This window comes from Rhodanobacter sp. UC4443_H10, assembly GCF_052978325.1.
Window position 1 is genome coordinate 2,766,077 of sequence record NZ_CM129668.1, and the last position, 18,416, is coordinate 2,784,492.

Annotated in this window: 16 protein-coding genes and 1 pseudogene; 12 read left to right on the plus strand and 5 right to left on the minus strand. The window is 67.8% G+C overall.

The features are described 5' to 3' along the window. Positions 1-617: 617 nt before the first annotated feature. Positions 618-773 (minus strand): annotated as a pseudogene (locus ACVCMB_RS12620) (transposase); the annotation flags it as partial. Between the two features lie 90 nt (positions 774-863). Here ACVCMB_RS12620 and ACVCMB_RS12625 point away from each other — a divergent pair. From ACVCMB_RS12625 to ACVCMB_RS12645, 5 genes are all read left to right on the plus strand, one after another. After that, complete coding sequence (locus ACVCMB_RS12625; protein WP_447107105.1) at positions 864-1,307, plus strand: c-type cytochrome; 444 nt, start codon at positions 864-866, stop codon at positions 1,305-1,307. Positions 1,308-1,405: 98 nt separating this feature from the next. Further along, on the plus strand, positions 1,406-1,846 hold the full coding sequence (locus ACVCMB_RS12630) for a DUF4259 domain-containing protein (RefSeq protein ID WP_447107106.1): 441 nt from the start codon (positions 1,406-1,408) through the stop codon (positions 1,844-1,846). Between the two features lie 14 nt (positions 1,847-1,860). Next, positions 1,861-2,229, plus strand: coding sequence for a GFA family protein (locus tag ACVCMB_RS12635; RefSeq protein WP_447107170.1), 369 nt, complete (start codon positions 1,861-1,863; stop codon positions 2,227-2,229). 384 nt (positions 2,230-2,613) lie between these two features. Further along, positions 2,614-3,303, plus strand: coding sequence for a VIT1/CCC1 transporter family protein (locus tag ACVCMB_RS12640; RefSeq protein WP_395120847.1), 690 nt, complete (start codon positions 2,614-2,616; stop codon positions 3,301-3,303). A 324-nt stretch (positions 3,304-3,627) separates the two neighbouring features. Continuing rightward, positions 3,628-3,849 (plus strand): DUF1737 domain-containing protein, encoded by a 222-nt coding sequence (locus ACVCMB_RS12645; RefSeq protein WP_395120848.1) that lies wholly within the window; start codon positions 3,628-3,630, stop codon positions 3,847-3,849. 36 nt (positions 3,850-3,885) lie between these two features. On the opposite strand, the gene ACVCMB_RS12650 is transcribed toward ACVCMB_RS12645, so the two are convergent. The 4 genes from ACVCMB_RS12650 to ACVCMB_RS12665 form a co-directional block, all read right to left on the minus strand. Continuing rightward, positions 3,886-4,590 (minus strand): LytR/AlgR family response regulator transcription factor, encoded by a 705-nt coding sequence (locus ACVCMB_RS12650; protein ID WP_447107107.1) that lies wholly within the window; start codon positions 4,588-4,590, stop codon positions 3,886-3,888. Further along, positions 4,590-5,642: a sensor histidine kinase gene (locus ACVCMB_RS12655; protein WP_447107108.1), complete on the minus strand. Its 1,053-nt coding sequence runs from the start codon at positions 5,640-5,642 to the stop codon at positions 4,590-4,592. The genes ACVCMB_RS12650 and ACVCMB_RS12655 overlap by 1 nt, the downstream gene beginning before the upstream one ends. Positions 5,643-5,706: 64 nt before the next feature. Next, entirely contained in the window at positions 5,707-6,372 is a 666-nt protein-coding gene (locus ACVCMB_RS12660) for an alpha/beta hydrolase (RefSeq protein WP_447107109.1), read from the minus strand. Positions 6,373-6,472: 100 nt separating this feature from the next. Continuing rightward, complete coding sequence (locus tag ACVCMB_RS12665; RefSeq protein ID WP_447107110.1) at positions 6,473-8,566, minus strand: prolyl oligopeptidase family serine peptidase; 2,094 nt, start codon at positions 8,564-8,566, stop codon at positions 6,473-6,475. 150 nt (positions 8,567-8,716) lie between these two features. Between ACVCMB_RS12665 and ACVCMB_RS12670 the strand changes: the two genes are divergently transcribed. From ACVCMB_RS12670 to pgi, 7 genes are all read left to right on the plus strand, one after another. Continuing rightward, entirely contained in the window at positions 8,717-11,149 is a 2,433-nt protein-coding gene (locus tag ACVCMB_RS12670; RefSeq protein ID WP_447107111.1) for a prolyl oligopeptidase family serine peptidase, read from the plus strand. A gap of 103 nt (positions 11,150-11,252) precedes the next feature. Beyond that, complete coding sequence (locus ACVCMB_RS12675) at positions 11,253-12,623, plus strand: chloride channel protein (RefSeq protein ID WP_447107112.1); 1,371 nt, start codon at positions 11,253-11,255, stop codon at positions 12,621-12,623. Positions 12,624-12,684: 61 nt separating this feature from the next. Continuing rightward, positions 12,685-13,344 (plus strand): class I SAM-dependent methyltransferase, encoded by a 660-nt coding sequence (locus ACVCMB_RS12680; RefSeq protein WP_447107113.1) that lies wholly within the window; start codon positions 12,685-12,687, stop codon positions 13,342-13,344. A 128-nt stretch (positions 13,345-13,472) separates the two neighbouring features. Continuing rightward, positions 13,473-14,891 carry a glucose-6-phosphate dehydrogenase gene (gene zwf, locus ACVCMB_RS12685; RefSeq protein WP_447107114.1) on the plus strand — a complete coding sequence of 473 codons (1,419 nt, stop codon included), beginning with the start codon at positions 13,473-13,475 and terminating at the stop codon, positions 14,889-14,891. Next, positions 14,888-15,589 (plus strand): HAD family hydrolase, encoded by a 702-nt coding sequence (locus tag ACVCMB_RS12690; RefSeq protein ID WP_447107115.1) that lies wholly within the window; start codon positions 14,888-14,890, stop codon positions 15,587-15,589. The genes zwf and ACVCMB_RS12690 overlap by 4 nt, the downstream gene beginning before the upstream one ends. A gap of 50 nt (positions 15,590-15,639) precedes the next feature. Beyond that, positions 15,640-16,743, plus strand: coding sequence for a transaldolase (gene tal / locus ACVCMB_RS12695; RefSeq protein WP_447107116.1), 1,104 nt, complete (start codon positions 15,640-15,642; stop codon positions 16,741-16,743). Next, positions 16,740-18,377 (plus strand): glucose-6-phosphate isomerase, encoded by a 1,638-nt coding sequence (gene pgi / locus ACVCMB_RS12700; RefSeq protein ID WP_447107117.1) that lies wholly within the window; start codon positions 16,740-16,742, stop codon positions 18,375-18,377. Before tal ends, pgi begins: the two co-directional genes overlap by 4 nt. The last annotated feature ends 39 nt before the right edge of the window (positions 18,378-18,416 follow it).

Consider the following 18,416-nt stretch of genomic DNA (forward strand, 5'->3'; position numbering starts at 1 on the left):
CTTCAGTCATCTCTACGCTGCTCGTTGTCCTTGCCATGGTCGCTATATGCTTTGTGGCAGCAGGCTCGGCCGTTGCATACCTGGTCGGCTTATACGGAGTTCCCATTGCGCTAGTCACACATGCTGTGCAGCGGGTACGCTCTAACAATTCCTTAGGAGACTTCCCGTCAACCCCGGGCGCATGATGCTTTTGCCCTGACTTTCGGGCGACTGCCGGTGGTCGTGTTGTGCTTCGTGTGTGCTGCGTGGTCAGTGGGATGCGGCGTCGAACGTTGCCAGACTGCATTTCCTTAGACGGTCTTGTTGAGCCATTGCTGCCGGCTCGGACCAGGGTATAAACCGCGCCCGGAGACCTCATTCGTTCAGCGGTGTCGTCGGTGTTCGGGGATCGGCCGAAACACGTTTGGACGTCCAGAATGTTAGTCAGGTTCTCTCCGGGTGGGTCTGACCCGTTGTTGCCGCGTAGCGCGCTGACCGTGAATCGAAAGCAAGGTTCCTCAAGCGAGTTGAGCGGGGCGATGCATCGGGTGGCGCTGGCTGGCGCAGGGGTCGTAATCCACCTCGTGAGCCAGCATCACCCACAACTGGCGCGCATGTTTGTTGGCGATGGCGACCTCTCAGGCTGCCTGGCGGTAGTTCGCCCACTTCTCGATGTTGTGGACCAGCGCGAACAGCTTCCATTGGCCATCCACCTTGGCCTGGCCGCGCAGGGTGAAGCGGTTGAGCCGCTTGTTGGCGCGCACGTTGCCGAAGAACGGCTCGACGAGCGCGCCATGTCGGTCCCACTTGTTCGCGTTGGGCTATTGAAGCAAGATCGGCAGAGGTTTTTTCAGCGACCTCGTTAGCTGCCAAGGGAGATCGTCGTGAACCGACGTATCTTTTGCATTCTCGCTGCATCGACGTTCTTTCTAGCCTCGTGCGTTAAAGAATCGCCGCCTCAAAGCGCACCAACAACCTCACCGCCAGCGCCCTCTGGAGAACGGCTCGTTTACGTGGTCGGCTGCGTCAACTGCCATCACCAGACCCCCAAGGAAATACTCAACGCCCCGCCTCTCATCGTTGTGCAAAGCTACTCCTTGCCAGAGTTCAAGAAGCTGGTCACAACTGGAGTCACGCGTGACGGCCGAGACATGTATGCGCAAGGCAGCATCATGGGAATTGTGGCAAGAGAGCAGCTATCCCATCTCACAGACGAAGAAGTGGCGGCCATCCATCAGTTCTTGCAAAAAGGATGGACTGCTGAACGGGGAGCACGAGAGGAGGCCAAGATTGCCACCTTTCCGCTACCGACGTTCATGAAGAAATGATCTCACTGGCTCCTCGGCACGCAGCCAACAATTCATTCGAGCCGACGCCGCTTCGCGGAGCGGATTAATTCAGGTGTCAGGCCTCCAGAGAAAATTGCATGGGTACTTGGGCACTCCACTCCTTTGCTAACGACGATGCCGGCGACCTCCTCGGCGATCTTGTCGACGGAACGGACTTGTCACCCGTTCAAGAAGCCATCGATCGCGTTCAAAGCAAACAAGGTTACTTGGAGGCACCGGATGCCCAACGAGGCATCGCGGCCTGCGAGGTAGTAGCACTGGTGTTGGGTCACGCCTCCGCCGCATCACACGCCGACGATGACCTCGCAGCTTGGGTTGCCCGCGTCAAGCCGTCCGTGGATGCGGGGACTGTGTCCCAAGCAGTCCAGGTCGTCGATCGCGTACTCGCTCCGGACTCAGAGCTTCGGGAGTTGTGGGAGGAATCGGATGAGTTCAACGCTTGGGAGGCAGACGTCAGGTCTTTGCGTGCGAGGCTGCACCGCTGCTCAACTCCAGCGTCAGGCCAGGAGGGATTGTGAAGACGGGATCGTGCATGTGCGGGGCGGTCAGGTTCACCGTCTCGTGTGACCTTAAGCCTCCTGATGCTTGCCACTGTGTTCAGTGCCGAAAGTTCTCGGGGCACTATTCAGTCGGAACGGACGTGCCCAGGAGTGCAGTGGAGATTTCTGGCGCTGAGAACGTAACCTGGTATTACTCGTCCGAGAAGGTGCGCCGCGGGTTCTGTTCGGTATGCGGGTGCTCCATGTTCTTCGATCCACCTGCCAAGGAATGGATCGGAATCCATATGGGAGCGTTCGACGTGCCGACCGAGACGCACGCCGAGTTGCATGTATTCGTCGCCGAGAAGGGTGACTACTATGAGATTGACGATGGGTTGCCCCAGTACCAGCGCATTCCGTAGGGACGAGCCTGTGGCCCGTCTGAGCGCAGGCATCAGGCCTCCGCCCAGGACCGGGAGCATTGGTGCCACGATGCATCAGATGTGCGGGAGAGCTTGAAGAGCCTTCGCACCTGACTGGGATGGCGGCCGCCGCACCAGACAGGCCCGATGGGTAAACGGCGAACCCGATGATTCACTTGGTAGCGGGCTGTGGAATCGCATTGCAGCGCCAAATGTCCCTGCCGACGCGTTACCTGTTGTTGCTTGTCGTTGCAAAGAATGCGGCCGGCCCGACGCATATGCGCATCCGGTGGCCTGACAAATCGTTCCAGGCGGATGGCTTCGCCGCTGCTCAATTCCAGCGTCAGGCGTCGCCATGAGGCCCATACCGCAAGGTGAGAATGCATGAGGCACAGCGAAAGACATCGAACACACCGAACAGGCTGGCTTCGCGCTGCCGTGCTTGGGGCAAACGACGGTATCGTTTCTACCGCGAGCCTTGTGTTGGGGGTTGCCGCCACCGGAGCAGGTACGAGAGCAATTCTCGTTGCAGGAGTCGCTGGCCTGGTTGCCGGCGCCATGTCGATGGCTGCTGGTGAGTATGTCTCGGTCAGCTCACAGGCTGACACCGAGCGCGCAGACTTGGCTCGCGAGAGCAAGGAGTTGGCCGCAAATCCCGAGCAGGAGCATGACGAATTGGTGTCGATCTATGTACAGCGTGGGCTGGACAGGTCATTGGCGTCGAGTGTTGCCACCCAACTCATGGCTCACGACGCGCTCGGGGCGCACGGGAGGGACGAGCTCGGCATATCCGATACGTTGGCTGCCAAGCCAGTCCAGGCTGCATTCGCTTCTGCCGGGACATTCGCGACGGGTGCGGCGCTGCCACTCCTGATGGTACTCGTACTCCCAAGCGCCACACTCATGTGGGGCCTCGCAGGCAGCTCACTGTTCTTCCTTGCATTGCTAGGCCTGCTGGCGGCGCGCACAGGCGGCGCCCTGGCACTCGCATCCGTGCTGCGCGTTACTTTCTGGGGCGCGCTGGCAATGGCTTTGACCGCGGCAGCCGGGGCGATCTTCGGGGTGACTGCATGAGCAGCGTCAAGTCGGTGATCACGTCTTTTCGCTCGGCGGCGATCCGCAGCGCGATATCGTCATGGTCAGGCCGGTGGCTTGCGGGTGACGTGCTTGACCCCTTCCCCGATGGTTTGCCGCGCAATTCGCACGCCCGGGCGCGCATCGGGTTCCACGGTCGCGATGCCCGCGCAGGCGGGCATCCATCGGACTTCCCGATCGGCGAGCAGGCCTGTCCGCGAACTTCGGTTGCACGGAACGACGGCAAGCCGCGCGTGACTTCGCCGAGAGGTGATTCCTGCGTTAGCCTGCAGCCTGGTTCCCCCGAGAGTTCGATCCGCGCCCATGCCTCCCTCGACTTCCGCGCCGCCGCCAGGGCTTCCTGCCTATCGCATCCTTACCGGCCCTGACGATGCCGGGTTTTGCCATCGGGTCAGCGAGGCGCTGGCGCTCGGCTACGTCTTGTACGGATCGCCCGCGGCGACCTTCAATGGCGAGCATGTGATCGTCGCCCAGGCCGTGGTCTGGCCCGCACGTCACCGAACGACGCCGCCGGGCGTGGGCTGACGGTTCCTTTCGGCGGCGGATGTCCGCCGTGCGCGCTCAGCCCAGGCGCAGCCAGCGACGCACCGCGGCGAGGTTGCGGCGGCTGATCTCCGGGCTGTGTTCGCTGCCGTCGAGGCGGGCCAGCACGCGGCCGTCGGCCAGGCTGCGCAGCCCGACCAGGCGCGCGCGCGGCACCAGGCAATTGCGGTGCAGGCGGATCAGCTGGTCAGGCCAGGCTTCCTCCAGCTGGCGCAGCGATTCCTCGATCAGCAGCTCGCCGCCGGCGTGCTGCACGACCACGTACTTCTCTTCGGCAAGCAGGCACAGCACGTCGTGCAAGGCGATGCGCACCTCCTCGCCGCGCAGGCGGCCGTGCAGGAAGGCGGTCGGCTCGCGCGGGCTGTCGTCGAGGCGCCGCCGCGCACGCTGCAGGGCATCGCGCAGGCGTTCCAGCCGCACCGGCTTGAGCAGGTAATCCGCTGCGCCAAGCTCGAACGCCTGCAGCGCGTGCGCCTCGTACGCAGTGCAGAAGATCACCTGCGGCCGTGCCCTGCCGGCGAGTCGCTGCGCTACGGAAATGCCGTCGATGCCCGGCATGTTGATGTCCAGCAGCAGCACGTCGGGCTGCAGTTCGTCGAGCGCGGCCAGCACGGCCTCGCCGTCGGCGACCGTGCCGACCAGCTGCGTGTCGCCGCATTCGCCCAGCAGCGCGGTCATGCGCGCGCGGGCCAGCGGTTCGTCGTCGACGATCAGCACGCGCATCACGGCGATGCCCTCGGCAGGCGCAGCATGACGACATAGTGATCGCCTTGCGGCGCAGCCTCGACCACCGCACGCGGGCCGTAGCGGAATGCCACGCGCTGGCGCACGCTGCGCAGGCCGTGGCCGTTGCCCGCCGCGCCCGGCTGCGGCGGCAGCGGATTGCTGATCTCGATGCGGATGCCGTCACCGTCGCGCGCGCCGCGCAGCACCACCTCGCCGCCTTCGCGCAGCGGCTGGATGCCGTGGCGCACGGCGTTCTCGACCAGCGGTTGCAGCAGCAGGCGCGGCAGCGGGAAGTCCGCCGGCAGCTCGTGCAGTTCGCGGCGGATGCGCAGGCGCGGGCCCAGCCGCAGCTGTTCGATCGCGAGATAGCGCTCGATCAGTGCGAGCTCCTCGCCCAGCGTGCCGTCGCCGCGATCGGGCGAGCCCAGTGCGGCGCGAAACAGTTCGGACAGGTCCTCCACCGTGCGCTCGGCGGCGGCGGGGTCGACCCGGATCAGCGCGGCCACGGTGTTCATGCTGTTGAACAGGAAGTGCGGGCGGATGCGCGCCTGCAAGGCCTCTACCTGCGCGCGCGCGACTGCGGCCAGGCGGGCTTGCCACTGCGCCAGCACGTAGAAGTAGCGCAGCATGGCGGCGCCGAGCAGGGCGGCGACGATCGTGTTGTCGCGCACGAAGGCCGTTATCGGACTGCCGATCAGGCCGGTCTGCAGTGCGCCGTCGAGCCAGCGCGCGATGGCGCTGGCCAGCAGCACGATCAGCACGATCAGCAGCCACACCGCGACGTACGGCATGTGACCGGGCAGACGTTGCAGCAGGTGCCGCAGCTTGCACAGCGTCAGCGCCACGACCATCGCCAGCCAGGTCACGAAGAACATGCTGACGCTGTAGGCGGGCCAGTCCTGGCGATTGTCGCGGGCCAGCCACATCACGGTCACCGTCAGCGCGCCGACCACGAACAGCGCGAACAGCGCCGGCAGCTGGCAGAAGTCCGGCAGCGGACTGTGTTCGGCGCGGCCGCGGGCGTCGCTGGCGGGCGTGGGTTCGGGCATGCGGCAAGTATGCCGCATGCGTTCGGGCGAGAGCCGGCGGGCGGTGCCCGCCCTGCACGCCGCCTCAAACGGCCAGCCGGGCGCCCAGCCAGCGGCGCAGGTCGGCGATTTCCTCGGCGCAGACCGCGTGGGCCATCGGATAGCTGTGCCAGTCCACCGCGTAACCCAGCGCCTGCAGACGATCGCGCGAGTCGATGCCGCGCTGCATGACCACCACCGGGTCGGCGCTGCCATGCGCCTGGAAAATCGGTGTCGCGGCATTGGCGGCGCTGCGCTCGCGCGCCACCACCTCGGCGATCGGCAGATAGGTGGACAGCGCCACGATCCCGGCCAGCGTCTGGGCGTGGCACAGGCCCGCGGCCAGCGCGATCGCGCCGCCCTGCGAGAAGCCCGCCAGCACGATCCGCCCGGCGGGCACGCCGCGCTGGTGCTCGCGCGCGATCAGCGCCTCCACCGCGGCGATCGACGCACGCACGCCGGCCTCATCCTGGGGTGCCCGCGCGTCGAAACCCGCGATGTCGTACCACGCCCGCATCGGCATGCCGTTGTTGATCGTCACCGGTCGCACCGGCGCATGCGGAAACACGAAGCGCAGCGCCGGCCACGCCGGGTCGACCAGCTCCGGCACGATCGGCGCGAAGTCGTGGCCATCGGCCCCCAGGCCATGCAGCCAGATGATGCTGTGGGTGGGGTTGGCGGCGGTCTCGTGTTCGACGGCGGGGAGGATCATGAGGCGGATGGATGGTGGAAGACGGGCACCATCGTAGCAGTCGCGTTCCCCGCCTCGATGCGCAGGAGCCCGCCAGCGGGCTCCCGCGACGGGCGGCGGGCTATTTCCTGGCCGGCAGCCCCAGCTCGTGCGCGAAGAAGGTCAGGGTGATCGCGGTGTCGCCGACGCGCTGGCTGAACGGGGCGCCGATGCCGTGGCCGGCGTGCATGCGGGTGAGCAGCAGGATCGGCTGGGGCGAGGAGGTGGCGTTCTGCAGCGCGGCGGTGAACTTGCGCGATTGCCACGGCGCCACGCGCGGATCGTTCTCGCCGGTGGTCATCAGCACGGCCGGGTAGGCAGCGTGCGGCGTGACGTTCTGCAGTGGCGAGTACGCGAGCGTGGCCTTGAACTGCGCCGGGTCGGCGATGCTGCCGTACTCGGGGATGTTGTACGGGCCGTTGGCGAAGTCGGTCTCGTGGCGCAGCATGTCGTAGATGCCCACGCGTGCGACCACGGCGCGGTAGTCGGCAGGGTGCTGCACGATCTGCGTGCCCATCAGCAGGCCGCCGTTGCTGCCGCCTAGAATGCCCAGGTGGGCGCGGTCGGTCCAATGCGTGTCGATGAGAGCCAGTGCGGCGGCGTGGAAGTCGTCGAACACGTTCTGCTTGTGCAGCTTCTGGCCTTGCGCGTGCCACTGCTGGCCGTTCTCGTTGCCGCCGCGGATGTTGGCGTAGGCGAGCACGCCGCCGCGTTCGAGCCAGGCCAGGTTGGCGCCGATGAAGCCCGGCTTGATCGGGATGTCGAAGCCGCCGTAGCTGTACAGGATGGTCGGGCGCGCGCCGTCGGGCGTGATGCCGGGCATCGACAGCACGGTGACCGGGATCGTCGTGCCGTCCTTCGAGCGGCCATCGATGCGCTGCACGACCACCGTCGAATAATCGGCGGCGGGCTGCACCGCGAACACGGTTTTCAGCGTGCCGCTGTTGCCGTCGTATGCCGCCCAGCGGGTGGGCGTGGTCCAGCCGGCGTAGCTGATCAAGGCCCCGAGCCGGCCCGACTCGGAGGCGATGTCGCCGATGCTGATGCCCTGCGCCGGCAGCGGCACGCGGCGCACGAAATTCGCGCGCTCGTCGTACTGCTCGATCCACCAGTCCGGGCCCCGGCTGCGCACCACCAGGAAGCCGTCGCCGAGCGGGGCGATCTGCTGGATCGCGCCATCGCGCTGGGCCAGCACCGGCGCCACTTTGCCGTCTTTGCCGATCGCCACGATCTTGCCGCGCGGCGCGTTCTCGAACGATGCCGCGTATAGCCGTCCACTCACCCAAGCAGCGGTGCGCACGTTGGCGCCACGATCGAGCACGCGCGTGAACGCATCACCGTGGCGCATGAACACTTCGGCCGGGCCGCCATCGCCGTCGTAGGCGAGCACCGCAGCCTGCGCGGTGGCGGGCGAATTCACCAGCACGTACTCGGCGGTTTTCGAGTAGCCCTGGCCGAACACCACGGTGTCGGTGCCGGCAGCCCGGCCCAGCACGTGATGCACCAGAGTCGCGTTGAACTGCACCACCTCCTGGCCCGTCGCCGGCGGCGCGAAGCGCACGTAGCTGAAGCCGGTTTCGTCCGCGTCCCAGGCCACGCCCTGCGGCGTGGTGCCGCCACCGGCCCACGGCAGGGTGTCGGGCAGGGTCTTGCCACCGGCCACCTCGAGCACGTGGATCGTGGTCAGTTCGCTGCCGCCCTCGGCGGTGCCGTAGGCCAGGTAGCGCCCATGCGGCGAGGGCCAGTAACCGGTGATCGCGGTGCCGCCGTGGTCGGCATTCGGGTCGACCAGGGTCTTCGCGGTTCCCTCCGGCCACGCCTGCGCCACCAGCACCGGCTGCGCTTGCGGCGGCGTCTGCTGCAGGTAGAACAGGGTGCCGCCGGCCAGCACCGGGCCGGAGCGCGTGGTCGAGGTGATCGCCAGTTGCTGCACGCGCGCGGTGAGCGCCTTGCCTTCGGGCATCGCGGCCAGCATCGCCTCGGTGTGGGCGTTCTGCGCGGCGATCCACTGGCGCACGGCGGGCTCGTCGGGGTTTTCCAGCCAGCGGTACGGATCAGGCACCTGCACGCCATGCAGCACGCTGGCCGCCGCGTGCGTCGGTGACGCGGGCGGTGCGGCGGCGTGGCTGCAGCACGCGACCGTGGCGGCAAGGACCAGCGCAAGGCGACGTCGCATGGGCGTACTCCGGGGACAGGCGTGAGGTCGACACCCAAGGTTAGCGCCAATCACCCGCAGCACCGCGCAAGCCGCCCCTGACTTTCGGCACAGATGACGGCAACGGGCCGCCACGCTCGGTTATGCTGATTTTTTGTCTGGGGAAGCACCATGCCTCGTCTGTTGTTCGCCGCCCTCGCCTCCTTGCTGGCACTTCCCGCCGCCGCGGCCACGCCGACTGCCGGCGCGTCGACCCCGCTGGATCTGGAAACCATCATGGCCGACGCCGACTGGATGGGGCAGCCGGTGGAGAGTCCGTACTGGAGCGTGGACGGCCGCAGCCTCTATTACGAGATGAAGCGTGACGGCAGTTCGGTGCGCGACCTTTACCGCGTCGACCCGGCCAGCGGCAGCAACGTGAAGCTCGACCCGGCGGCGATGGCCCAGGCCGACGGCCCACCGGTGTTCGATCGCGCGCACCGGCACGCCGCCTTCGTCCTGCACGGCGACATCTTCCTGGTCGACCTGGCCAGCGGCCAGCGCCGCCAGGTCACGCTGACCACGCAGCGCGAATCCGCGCCGCAGTTCTCCGCCGACGGCCGCGCGCTGCAGTACCGCGCCGGCAACGACTGGTACCGCTACGACCTGGCGAAGGGCGTCAGCGCGCCGGTGGCCGAGCTGAAGTTTGCCGACGACCCGCAGGCGAAGCAGCCCGACGACCTCGGCCAGCTGCAGCTCGACCTGTTCAAGACGCTGCGCGCGATCAAGGCCGACAAGGAAGCGGTGCGCGAGCACACGCAGGCGCTGGAGGCGGCCGATGCCGGCCGGGCGCCGCGACCGTTCTGGCTGGGCGACAAGATCAAGGCGGTCAACAGCACGCTGTCGCCGAACGGCCGCTGGCTGCTGCTGGTGACCGAGCCGAAGCAGTACAAGGACGGCAAGGCGTCGGTGGTCAACCACTACGTCACCGACAGCGGCTACACCAAGGCGGAAGACGCGCGCACCTACGTCGGCCGCGCCGATCCGGCGCCGCAGTCGCTGCTGCTGCTGGACCTGGCGCAGCACAAGAGCTACCCGCTGAAGACCGATGCGCTGCCCGGCATCAAGACCGATCCGCTGGCCGCGCTGCGCAAGCAGACCGTGGCCGCGCTGGAGCAGGCCGGCAAGGACGAGCAGGCCAAGGCGCTGAAGGCGCCGGAGGTGCGGCCGGTCGCGGTGAACTACGGCGGCCTGGTGTGGAGCGAGGACGGCGCGAACCTGGCGGTGCAGCTGCGCGCGATCGACAACAAGGATCGCTGGATCGCCAGCGTCGATTTCGCGCGGCACGCGTTGGTCAGCCAGCAGCGGCTGACCGATCCGGCGTGGATCAACTGGAGCTTCAACGATTTCGGCTGGCTCAAGGACGGCCGCACGCTGTGGTACCTGAGCGAGCAGAGCGGCTATTCGCGGCTGTATGCCAAGCCGCTCGACGGCAACGCGCGAGCGCTCACCGGCGCAGGCAAGTTCGAGGTCAGCGCGCCGCAGCTGAGCGAGGACGGCCACTGGTTCTATGTGCTGGCCAACAAGGTCGCGCCGTACAGCTACGACGTCTATCGCGTGCCTTCCGCCGGCGGCGAGCTGAGCCGGCTGACGCAGTACCAGGGCGTGGAGAGTTTCGTGCTGTCGCCGGACGGCAAGCAACTCGCCGTGCTGCATGGCTCGCCGTACCGGTTCGACCAGCTCGCGGTGGTGGACGCCGCCGGCGGCACCGCGAAGGAACTCACCAACACCATGAAGAGCGCCTATCTGGCGCACGACTGGATCGCGCCGAAGATCGTCGAGGTGCCCTCCTCGCACGGTGCCGGCGTGGTCTATGCCAAGTACTACGGCCCCGCCGACGAGGCCGCCGCGCCGGCCTCGCGCCCGGCGGTGATCTTCATCCACGGCGCCGGCTACCTGCAGGACGTCACGCTGCAGGCCACGCCGTATTTCCGCGAGCAGATGTTCAACAACCTGCTGGTGCAGCAGGGCTACGTGGTGCTGGACATGGATTACCGCGGCTCGGCCGGCTACGGCCGCGACTGGCGCACCGCGATCTACCGCAACATGGGCCATCCGGAACTGGAGGACCTGCTCGACGGCAAGGCGTGGCTGGTCAAGCACCACGGCGTCGATCCGCAGCGCGTGGGCCTCTACGGCGGCAGCTACGGCGGCTTCATGACCGAGATGGCGCTGCTGCGTGCGCCGGGCGAGTTCGCGGCCGGCGCGGCGCAGCGTCCGGTCACCGACTGGACCAGCTACAACCACGAGTACACCTCCAACATCCTCAACGACCCGCAGCTCGACCCCGAGGCGTACAAGACCAGCTCGCCGATCGAGTACGCTGCCAACCTGCGCGACCCGCTGCTGATGCAGCATGGCCTGATCGACGACAACGTGATGGCCAGCGACACGATCCGGCTGTACCAGCGCTTCATCGAGCTGCACAAGAAGAACTTCTGGATGTCGCTGTACCCGATGGAGCGCCACGGCTTCGTCCACGCCGATTCCTGGTACGACGAATACCGCCGCATCGACGAGCTGTTCGACACGTACGTGAAGCCGGTGCGCGAGACCGCGCACTGAGGCACTGAACGACACCGCCCGCCGGAGCGGCGGGCGGTGGGCACGGGCACCGTGCCGTGGCGGGCTACAATAGGCGGTCCCCTCGCCTGCCTGGTGCCCCACGATGCCCCGCTCACGCCTCGCCGAACCGCTCGTGATGCTGGCGACGGTGGTGCAGTGGCTGGTGCTGTCGATCGTCACCGGCGCGGTGATCGGGGTGGGCTGCAGCCTGTTCCTGCGCGCGCTGTTCGCCACCTCCGGCCACACCTACGCGATCCCGTGGTGGGCGCAGGCCGGCCTGCTGCTGGCCGGCGGCCTGGCCAACGGCTTGCTGCTGCATTACGGCTACCGCCTGCGCCGCAGCAACTTCGACGACTCGCCGATCGTGGCGGTCAACGAGCAGCACGGCAAGATGCCGTTCCGCACGCTGTGGATCAAGCCGCTGGCGGCCCTCATCACGCTCGGCTGCGGCGGTTCCGCCGGCAAGGAAGGGCCGTGCTCGCACCTCGGCGCCAGCCTCGCCGCGGGTATCGGCCGGGTGTTGCACCTGAACCCGGAACTGCGCAAGCGACTGCTGGCCTGCGGCGTCAGCGCCGGTTTCGCCAGCGTGTTCGGTACCCCGATCGCCGGCGCGATCTACGGCGTGGAGATGCTGGCGATCGGCCGCATCCGCCACGACTTCCTGTTTCCCGGCATCGTCGCCGGGGTCACCGCGTTCGAGGTCAGCAAGGCGCTCGGCGTGCCTTATCCGGTCTATCACATCGCCTTCGTCGGCGACTTCACCGAGCTGCTGTTCCTCAAGACGGTGCTGATCGGCATCCTGTGCGGCGCGGCGGCGTGGGTGTTCGTCGAACTGCTGCAGACCCTGCGCCGCGCGTTCGCCACCCTGCGCGAGCGCTACGCGCTGTGGCCGCCGCTGTTGCCGGTGCTCGGCGCGGTGGTGCTGGCGCTGCTGATCCTGGTGCTGCCGACGGATTACCTCGGGCTCAGCCTGCCGCTGATGGATCGTGCACTGGACGGGCAGTCGATGCCGTATCTGGGCTTCCTGTGGAAGGCGCTGCTGGTGGCGATCACCCTGGGCTCGGGTTTCTACGGCGGCATCGTGACGCCGCAGTTCGTGATCGGCGCCGTGCTGGGCGGTGCGTTCGCCCCGATGCTGGGGCTGGCGCCGGCGCTGGGCGCGGCGGTGGGACTGGTGGCGGTGGTGGCCTCGGCCTCGAACGCGCCGATCGCGGCGATCCTGATGGGCGTGGAATTGTTCGGCGCAGATTCGACCCTGTACGTGGCCGGCGCCTGCGTGGCGGCGTATCTGATCATCGGTCATCGCAGCGTGTACCCGGCGCAGCAGATCGCCTTCAGCAAGTCATCGTGGATCTTCGCCCGCGCCGACCTGCCGGTGGGGCAGGAAAAGGTGCGCCTGTCCTACGGCCTGCTGCGCTGGTGGACCAAGCGGCGACGGCGGCCGGGGCGACGCGACGACGAGCGTTTGCGCTGAGCGTCGCGCACGCGGCCAGCGGGCATAGAATCGGGTTCCTCTCGTGCTTCGAGCAATGCCCATGTCCCGCCGCAGCCTGAACCTGGACGACACGCTGTATCGCTACCTGCTCGACCATTCGCTGCGCGAGCATCCGCAGCAGCTGGCATTGCGCGAGGCGACGGCGGCACACCCGCGGGCGCAGATGCAGATTTCGCCGGAGCAGGGGCAGTTCATGGCCTTGCTGGTGAAACTGATCGGTGCACGACGCTGCATCGAGGTCGGCGTGTTCACCGGTTACAGCGCGTTGTCGGTGGCGCTGGCGCTGCCCGAAGACGGCCATCTGCTGGCTTGCGACATCAGCGCCGAATTCACCGCCGTCGGCCAGCCGTTCTGGGCCCGCGCCGGCGTGGCGCACAAGATCGAGCTGCGCCTGGCGCCGGCGCGCGAGACGCTGGACGCGTGCCTGGCCGCCGGCGACGCCGGAAATTACGACTTCGCCTTCATCGACGCGGACAAGACCGGCTACGACGACTACTACGAGCGCTGCCTGCGCCTGCTGCGCCCCGGTGGCCTGCTGGCGATCGACAACGTGCTGTGGGGCGGCGCGGTGGCGCAGCCGGCATCGGATGACGACACCCGTGCGCTGCAGGCATTGAACGACAAGCTGCACCACGACGAGCGCATCGACCTGTCGATGCTGCCGCTGGGCGACGGCCTCAGCCTGGCGCGCAAGCGCTGATCGCGACGCGCCTTTTGCACCAGCTTCACCCGTGCGCGGGCACACTCGCTGCGATGCGGCTCCCGCCCGGCACCCGTTCCACCGCCGCCCGACCGCCAACCCCGACTCTCACCGGAGACACTCCCGCGATGGCGACATCCCGCTCGGATGCATTGGTTTTCTTCGGCGCCACCGGCGACCTGGCCTACAAGAAGGTCTTCCCGGCGCTGCTGGCGATGACGCGCGACGGCGACCTGGAGGTGCCGGTGATCGGCGTGGCGCTGTCGGGCTGGACGGTGAAGCAGCTGCGCCAGCGCGCGCTCGACAGCGTGCGGCAGGCGGCGAAGGAGCACGGCGAGAAGCTCGACAAGGCGGTGTTCGACAAGCTCGCCGCGCGGCTGCAGTACGTCGACGGCAATTATGCCGACCCGGATACCTTCGCCCGGCTGAAACAGGCACTGGGCAAGGCGAAGCGGCCGCTGCACTACCTGGCGATCCCGCCCAGCCTGTTCGGTACGGTGGTCAAGGGGCTGCAGCAGGCCGGCTGCGCCGACGACGCGCGGGTGGTGGTGGAGAAGCCGTTCGGCCACGATCTCGCTTCCGCGCGCGCGCTCAACCGCACGCTGCGCTCGGTGTTTCCGGACGAGGCGATCTTCCGCATCGATCACTTCCTGGGCAAGGAAGCGATCATGAACATCCTGTATTTCCGCTTCGCCAACTCCTTCCTCGAACCGATCTGGAACCGCAACCACATCGCCAGCGTGGAGATCACCCTGGCCGAGCAGTTCGGGGTGAAGGGGCGCGGCGCGTTCTACGACGGCGCCGGCTGCCTGCGCGACGTGATCCAGAACCACCTGATGCAGATCGTGGCGCTGCTGGCGATGGAGCCGCCGGCGTACGAGGGCTTCGAGGCGGTGCACGCGGAGAAGGCCAAGGTGTTCCAGTCGATGCGTCCGCTCGAGCCCGACGACCTGGTGCGTGGCCAGTACCGCGGCTATCGCAAGGAGCCGGGCGTGGCCAAAGGCTCGGACGTGGAGACTTACTGCGCGCTGCGGCTGTTCATCGACTCCTGGCGCTGGGGCGGCGTGCCCTGGTACCTGCGCTCGGGCAAGTGCCTGCCCGAGACGGTGGCCGAGATCATGGTGATGCTGAAGCCGCCGCCGCAGCAGTTGTTCGACGACGCGGTGACCCGCCCGGGTTGCGCCAACTATTTGCGCCTGCGCGTGTCGCCCACCACCGCGATGGCGCTGGCGGCGCGGGTCAAGCGCGCCGGCAAGGAGTTCGTCGGCGACCAGCGCGAGCTGTTCCTGATGGACGAACAGACCGGCGAGGAGTTGCCCTATGAGCGCCTGCTCGGCGACGCGATGGCCGGTGACGGTGCGCTGTTCACCCGCCAGGAGGCGGTCGAGGCGGCATGGCAAGTGGTCGATCCGGTGCTGACCGATCACCACCCGGCGATCCCCTATCGCCCCGGCAGCTGGGGCCCGAAACAGGCCGATGCGCTGATCGCCGCGGACGGCGGCTGGCACAACCCGGTGCTGGCGGACAACACGGAGCATGGGCCATGAGCGAGGCGGCTGCGCTGACCTTCCTGCTGGATGTGGACAACACCCTGCTCGACAACGACCGCTTCGGCGCTGACCTCGGCGACACCGTGGCCACGGCATTCGGCACCGACCAGCGCGATCGCTACTGGGCGATCTACCGCCAGCTGCGCGACGAACTCGGCTATGCCGACTACCTGGGCGCGCTGCAACGGTTCCGCAGCGGCCTGGACAACGAGCCGGCGCTGCTGCAGATGTCGAAGTACCTGCTGGAGTACCCGTTCGAGCAGCGGCTCTACCCGCACGCGCTGGAGACCCTCGCCCACCTGCGTTCGCTGGCGCCCACGGCGATCCTCTCCGACGGCGACATCGTGTTCCAGCCGCACAAGATCCGCCGCTCCGGCCTGTGGTCGGCGGTGCGCGGCGAGGTGCTCGTCTACATTCACAAGCAGCGCATGCTGGTGGCCATGCAGCAGCGCTACCCGGCCGCCCACTACGTGATGGTGGACGACAAGCCGCAGCTGCTGGCCGACATGAAGCGGCAGCTGGGCGGGCGCCTCACCACCGTGTTCGTGCGCCAGGGCCACTACGCCGCCGAAGGTGAACACGAGCGCATCGAGCCGCCGCCGGACCAGACCATCGCGTGCATCGGCGAGTTGCGCGGGCGTAAGCTTGAAGACTTCCTGCCTAGCGCGCCCACCATCGCGCTCGCGGCCGATTGAACGCGACGGCAGCAGGGCGATCGACACATCGAAGCGATTCTGGAGCAAGCATGAAAGCGACCCGACAACTGCACGACCTCGGCCAGAGCCTGTGGCTGGACAACATCACCCGCACCCTGCTCGACGACGGCACCCTGGCGCGCTACATCAACGAGGACTCGATCACCGGGCTGACCTCCAACCCGAGCATCTTCGACAAGGCGATCGGCGACGGCGATGCCTACGACGCCGGCATCCACGCCAAGACGCTGGCCGGGCTGGACGGCGAGAAGCTGTTCGTCGAGCTGGCGCTGGAGGACTTGCGCCGCGCCGCCGACCTGTTCGCACCGGTGTACCAGCGCACCGATGGCGTGGACGGCTGGGTGTCGATGGAGGTCTCGCCGCTGCTGGCTGCCGACACCGCCGGCTCGATCGCCGCGGCGCGGCAGATCCACGCCGCCGGCAAGCGCGACAACCTGTTCGTGAAGATCCCGGGCACGCCCGAGGGCGTGGGCGCGATCGAGGAGTCGATCTTCCTCGGCATCCCGATCAACGTGACCTTGCTGTTCTCCTGCGCGCAGTACGAAGCCTCGGCGGAGGCCTACCTGCGCGGCATCGAACGGCGCATCGAGTCGGGGCTGGACCCGCGCGTGCGCTCGGTGGCCTCGCTGTTCGTCAGCCGCTGGGACGTGGCCGCCAACGAGCAGCTGCCCGAGGCGATGCACAACCAGCTCGGCGTCGCGGTGGCGCGGCAGGCCTATCGCGCCTACCGCCAGCTGCTGGCCTCGCCGCGCTGGATGAAGCTGGCTGCCGCCGGCGCCCAGCCGCAGCGCCTGCTCTGGGCCAGCACCGGCACCAAGGACCCGAAGGCCTCCGACACGCTGTACATCAGCACGCTGGCCGCACCCAACACGATCAACACGATGCCGGAGAAAACCCTGCACGCGTTCGCCGAACACGGTCAGCTCGACGGCGTGATGCCGCTGGACGGCGGCGACGCCGACGCGGTGGTGCAGAAGATCGGCCAGGCCGGCGTCGACGTCGACGCGCTGGCGGACAAGCTGCAGCGCGACGGCGCCGAGGCCTTCGTCAAATCGTGGAACCAGCTGCTGCAGCGCATCGCCGACAAGGCCGCGGCACTGGGCGACAAGGGCCAGGGACCGGCGATGTCATGAACCAGTCCCTGCCGACCACGCTGCCGGCCTGGCAGGCGCTGCAGCAACACGCCGCCGTCATCGGCCGCAAGCATCTGCGCGACTTGTTCGCGGACGATCCGCGGCGCGGCGAGACGTTCGCGCTGGAGGACGTCGACCTGTACCTGGACTACTCCAAGCAGCGCGTCGACGCCGACACGCTGCGCCTGCTGCGCGAACTGGCGCTCGCCTGCCACCTGCCGGAACGCACCGCGGCGATGTTCCGCGGCGAGCGGATCAACCGCACCGAGGACCGCGCCGTGCTGCACGTGGCGCTGCGCGCGCCGCGCGGCGAACGCATCGAGGTGGATGGTCGCGACGTGGTCACCGACGTGCACGCGGTGCTCGACCGCATGGCCGCCTTTGCCGAGCGCGTGCGCGGGGGCGAGTGGCGCGGCCACAGCGGCAAGCCGATCCGCCACGTGATCAGCATCGGCATCGGCGGCTCGGACCTCGGCCCGGTGATGGCGTACGAGGCGCTGCGAGACTACAGCCGGCGCGACATGACGTTCGGCTTCGTCTCCAATGTCGACGGCACCGATTTCGTCGAGGCCACGCGTGCCCTGGATGCGGCCGAGACGCTGTTCATCGTCTGCTCCAAGACCTTCACCACGCTGGAGACGCTGACCAACGCGCACGCTGCGCGGGCCTGGTGCGTCGCCGCGCTGGGCGACGAGTCGGCCGTGGCGAAACACTTCGTGGCGGTGTCCACCAACGCGGACGAGGTGCAAAAGTTCGGCATCGACACCACGCAGATGTTCGGTTTCTGGGACTGGGTCGGCGGGCGCTACTCGATGGATTCGGCGATCGGCCTGTCCACCATGCTGGCGGTCGGGCCGGAACATTTCCGCGAGATGCTGGCCGGCTTCCACGCCATGGACGAGCATTTCCGCCACGCGCCGTACGAGCGCAACCTGCCGGTGCTGATGGGCCTGCTGGCGATCTGGAACAACAACTTCCTGGATGCCGCCACCGTCGCCGTGCTGCCCTACGAGCAGTACCTCAAGCGCTTCCCGGCCTACCTGCAGCAGCTCACCATGGAGAGCAACGGCAAGCGCGTCACCCTCGACGGCACGGCTGTGGACTACGCCACCGGACCGATCTACTGGGGCGAGCCGGGCACCAACGGGCAGCACTCGTTCTACCAGCTGATCCACCAGGGCACGCGCCTGGTGCCGTGCGACTTCATCGGCTTCGCGCAGCCGCTCAACCCGCTGGGCAACCAGCACGACCTGCTGATGGCGAACCTGATCGCCCAGGGCGAGGCGCTGGCGTTCGGCAAGACCACCGCGGAGGTGCGCGCCGCCGGCACCGACGCGGCGCTGGCGCCGCATCGCACCTTCCCTGGCAACCGACCCAGCAGCACGATCATCGCGCAGCGACTGACGCCGCGCGTGCTGGGCAGCCTGATCGCGCTGTACGAGCACAGCGTGTTCGTGCAAGGCGTGATCTGGAACATCGACTCGTTCGACCAGTGGGGCGTGGAACTGGGCAAGCAGCTGGCCAAGACCACCATCGCCGAGCTGACCGCGGCCGACGAGCCGAAACTCGCCCACGACAGCTCCACCAACACCCTGATCCGCCGCTACCGCCAGTTGCGCGACGGTCACACCTGACCTTCTTCTTTGTAGGAGCGCACCTTGTGCGCGATGCCT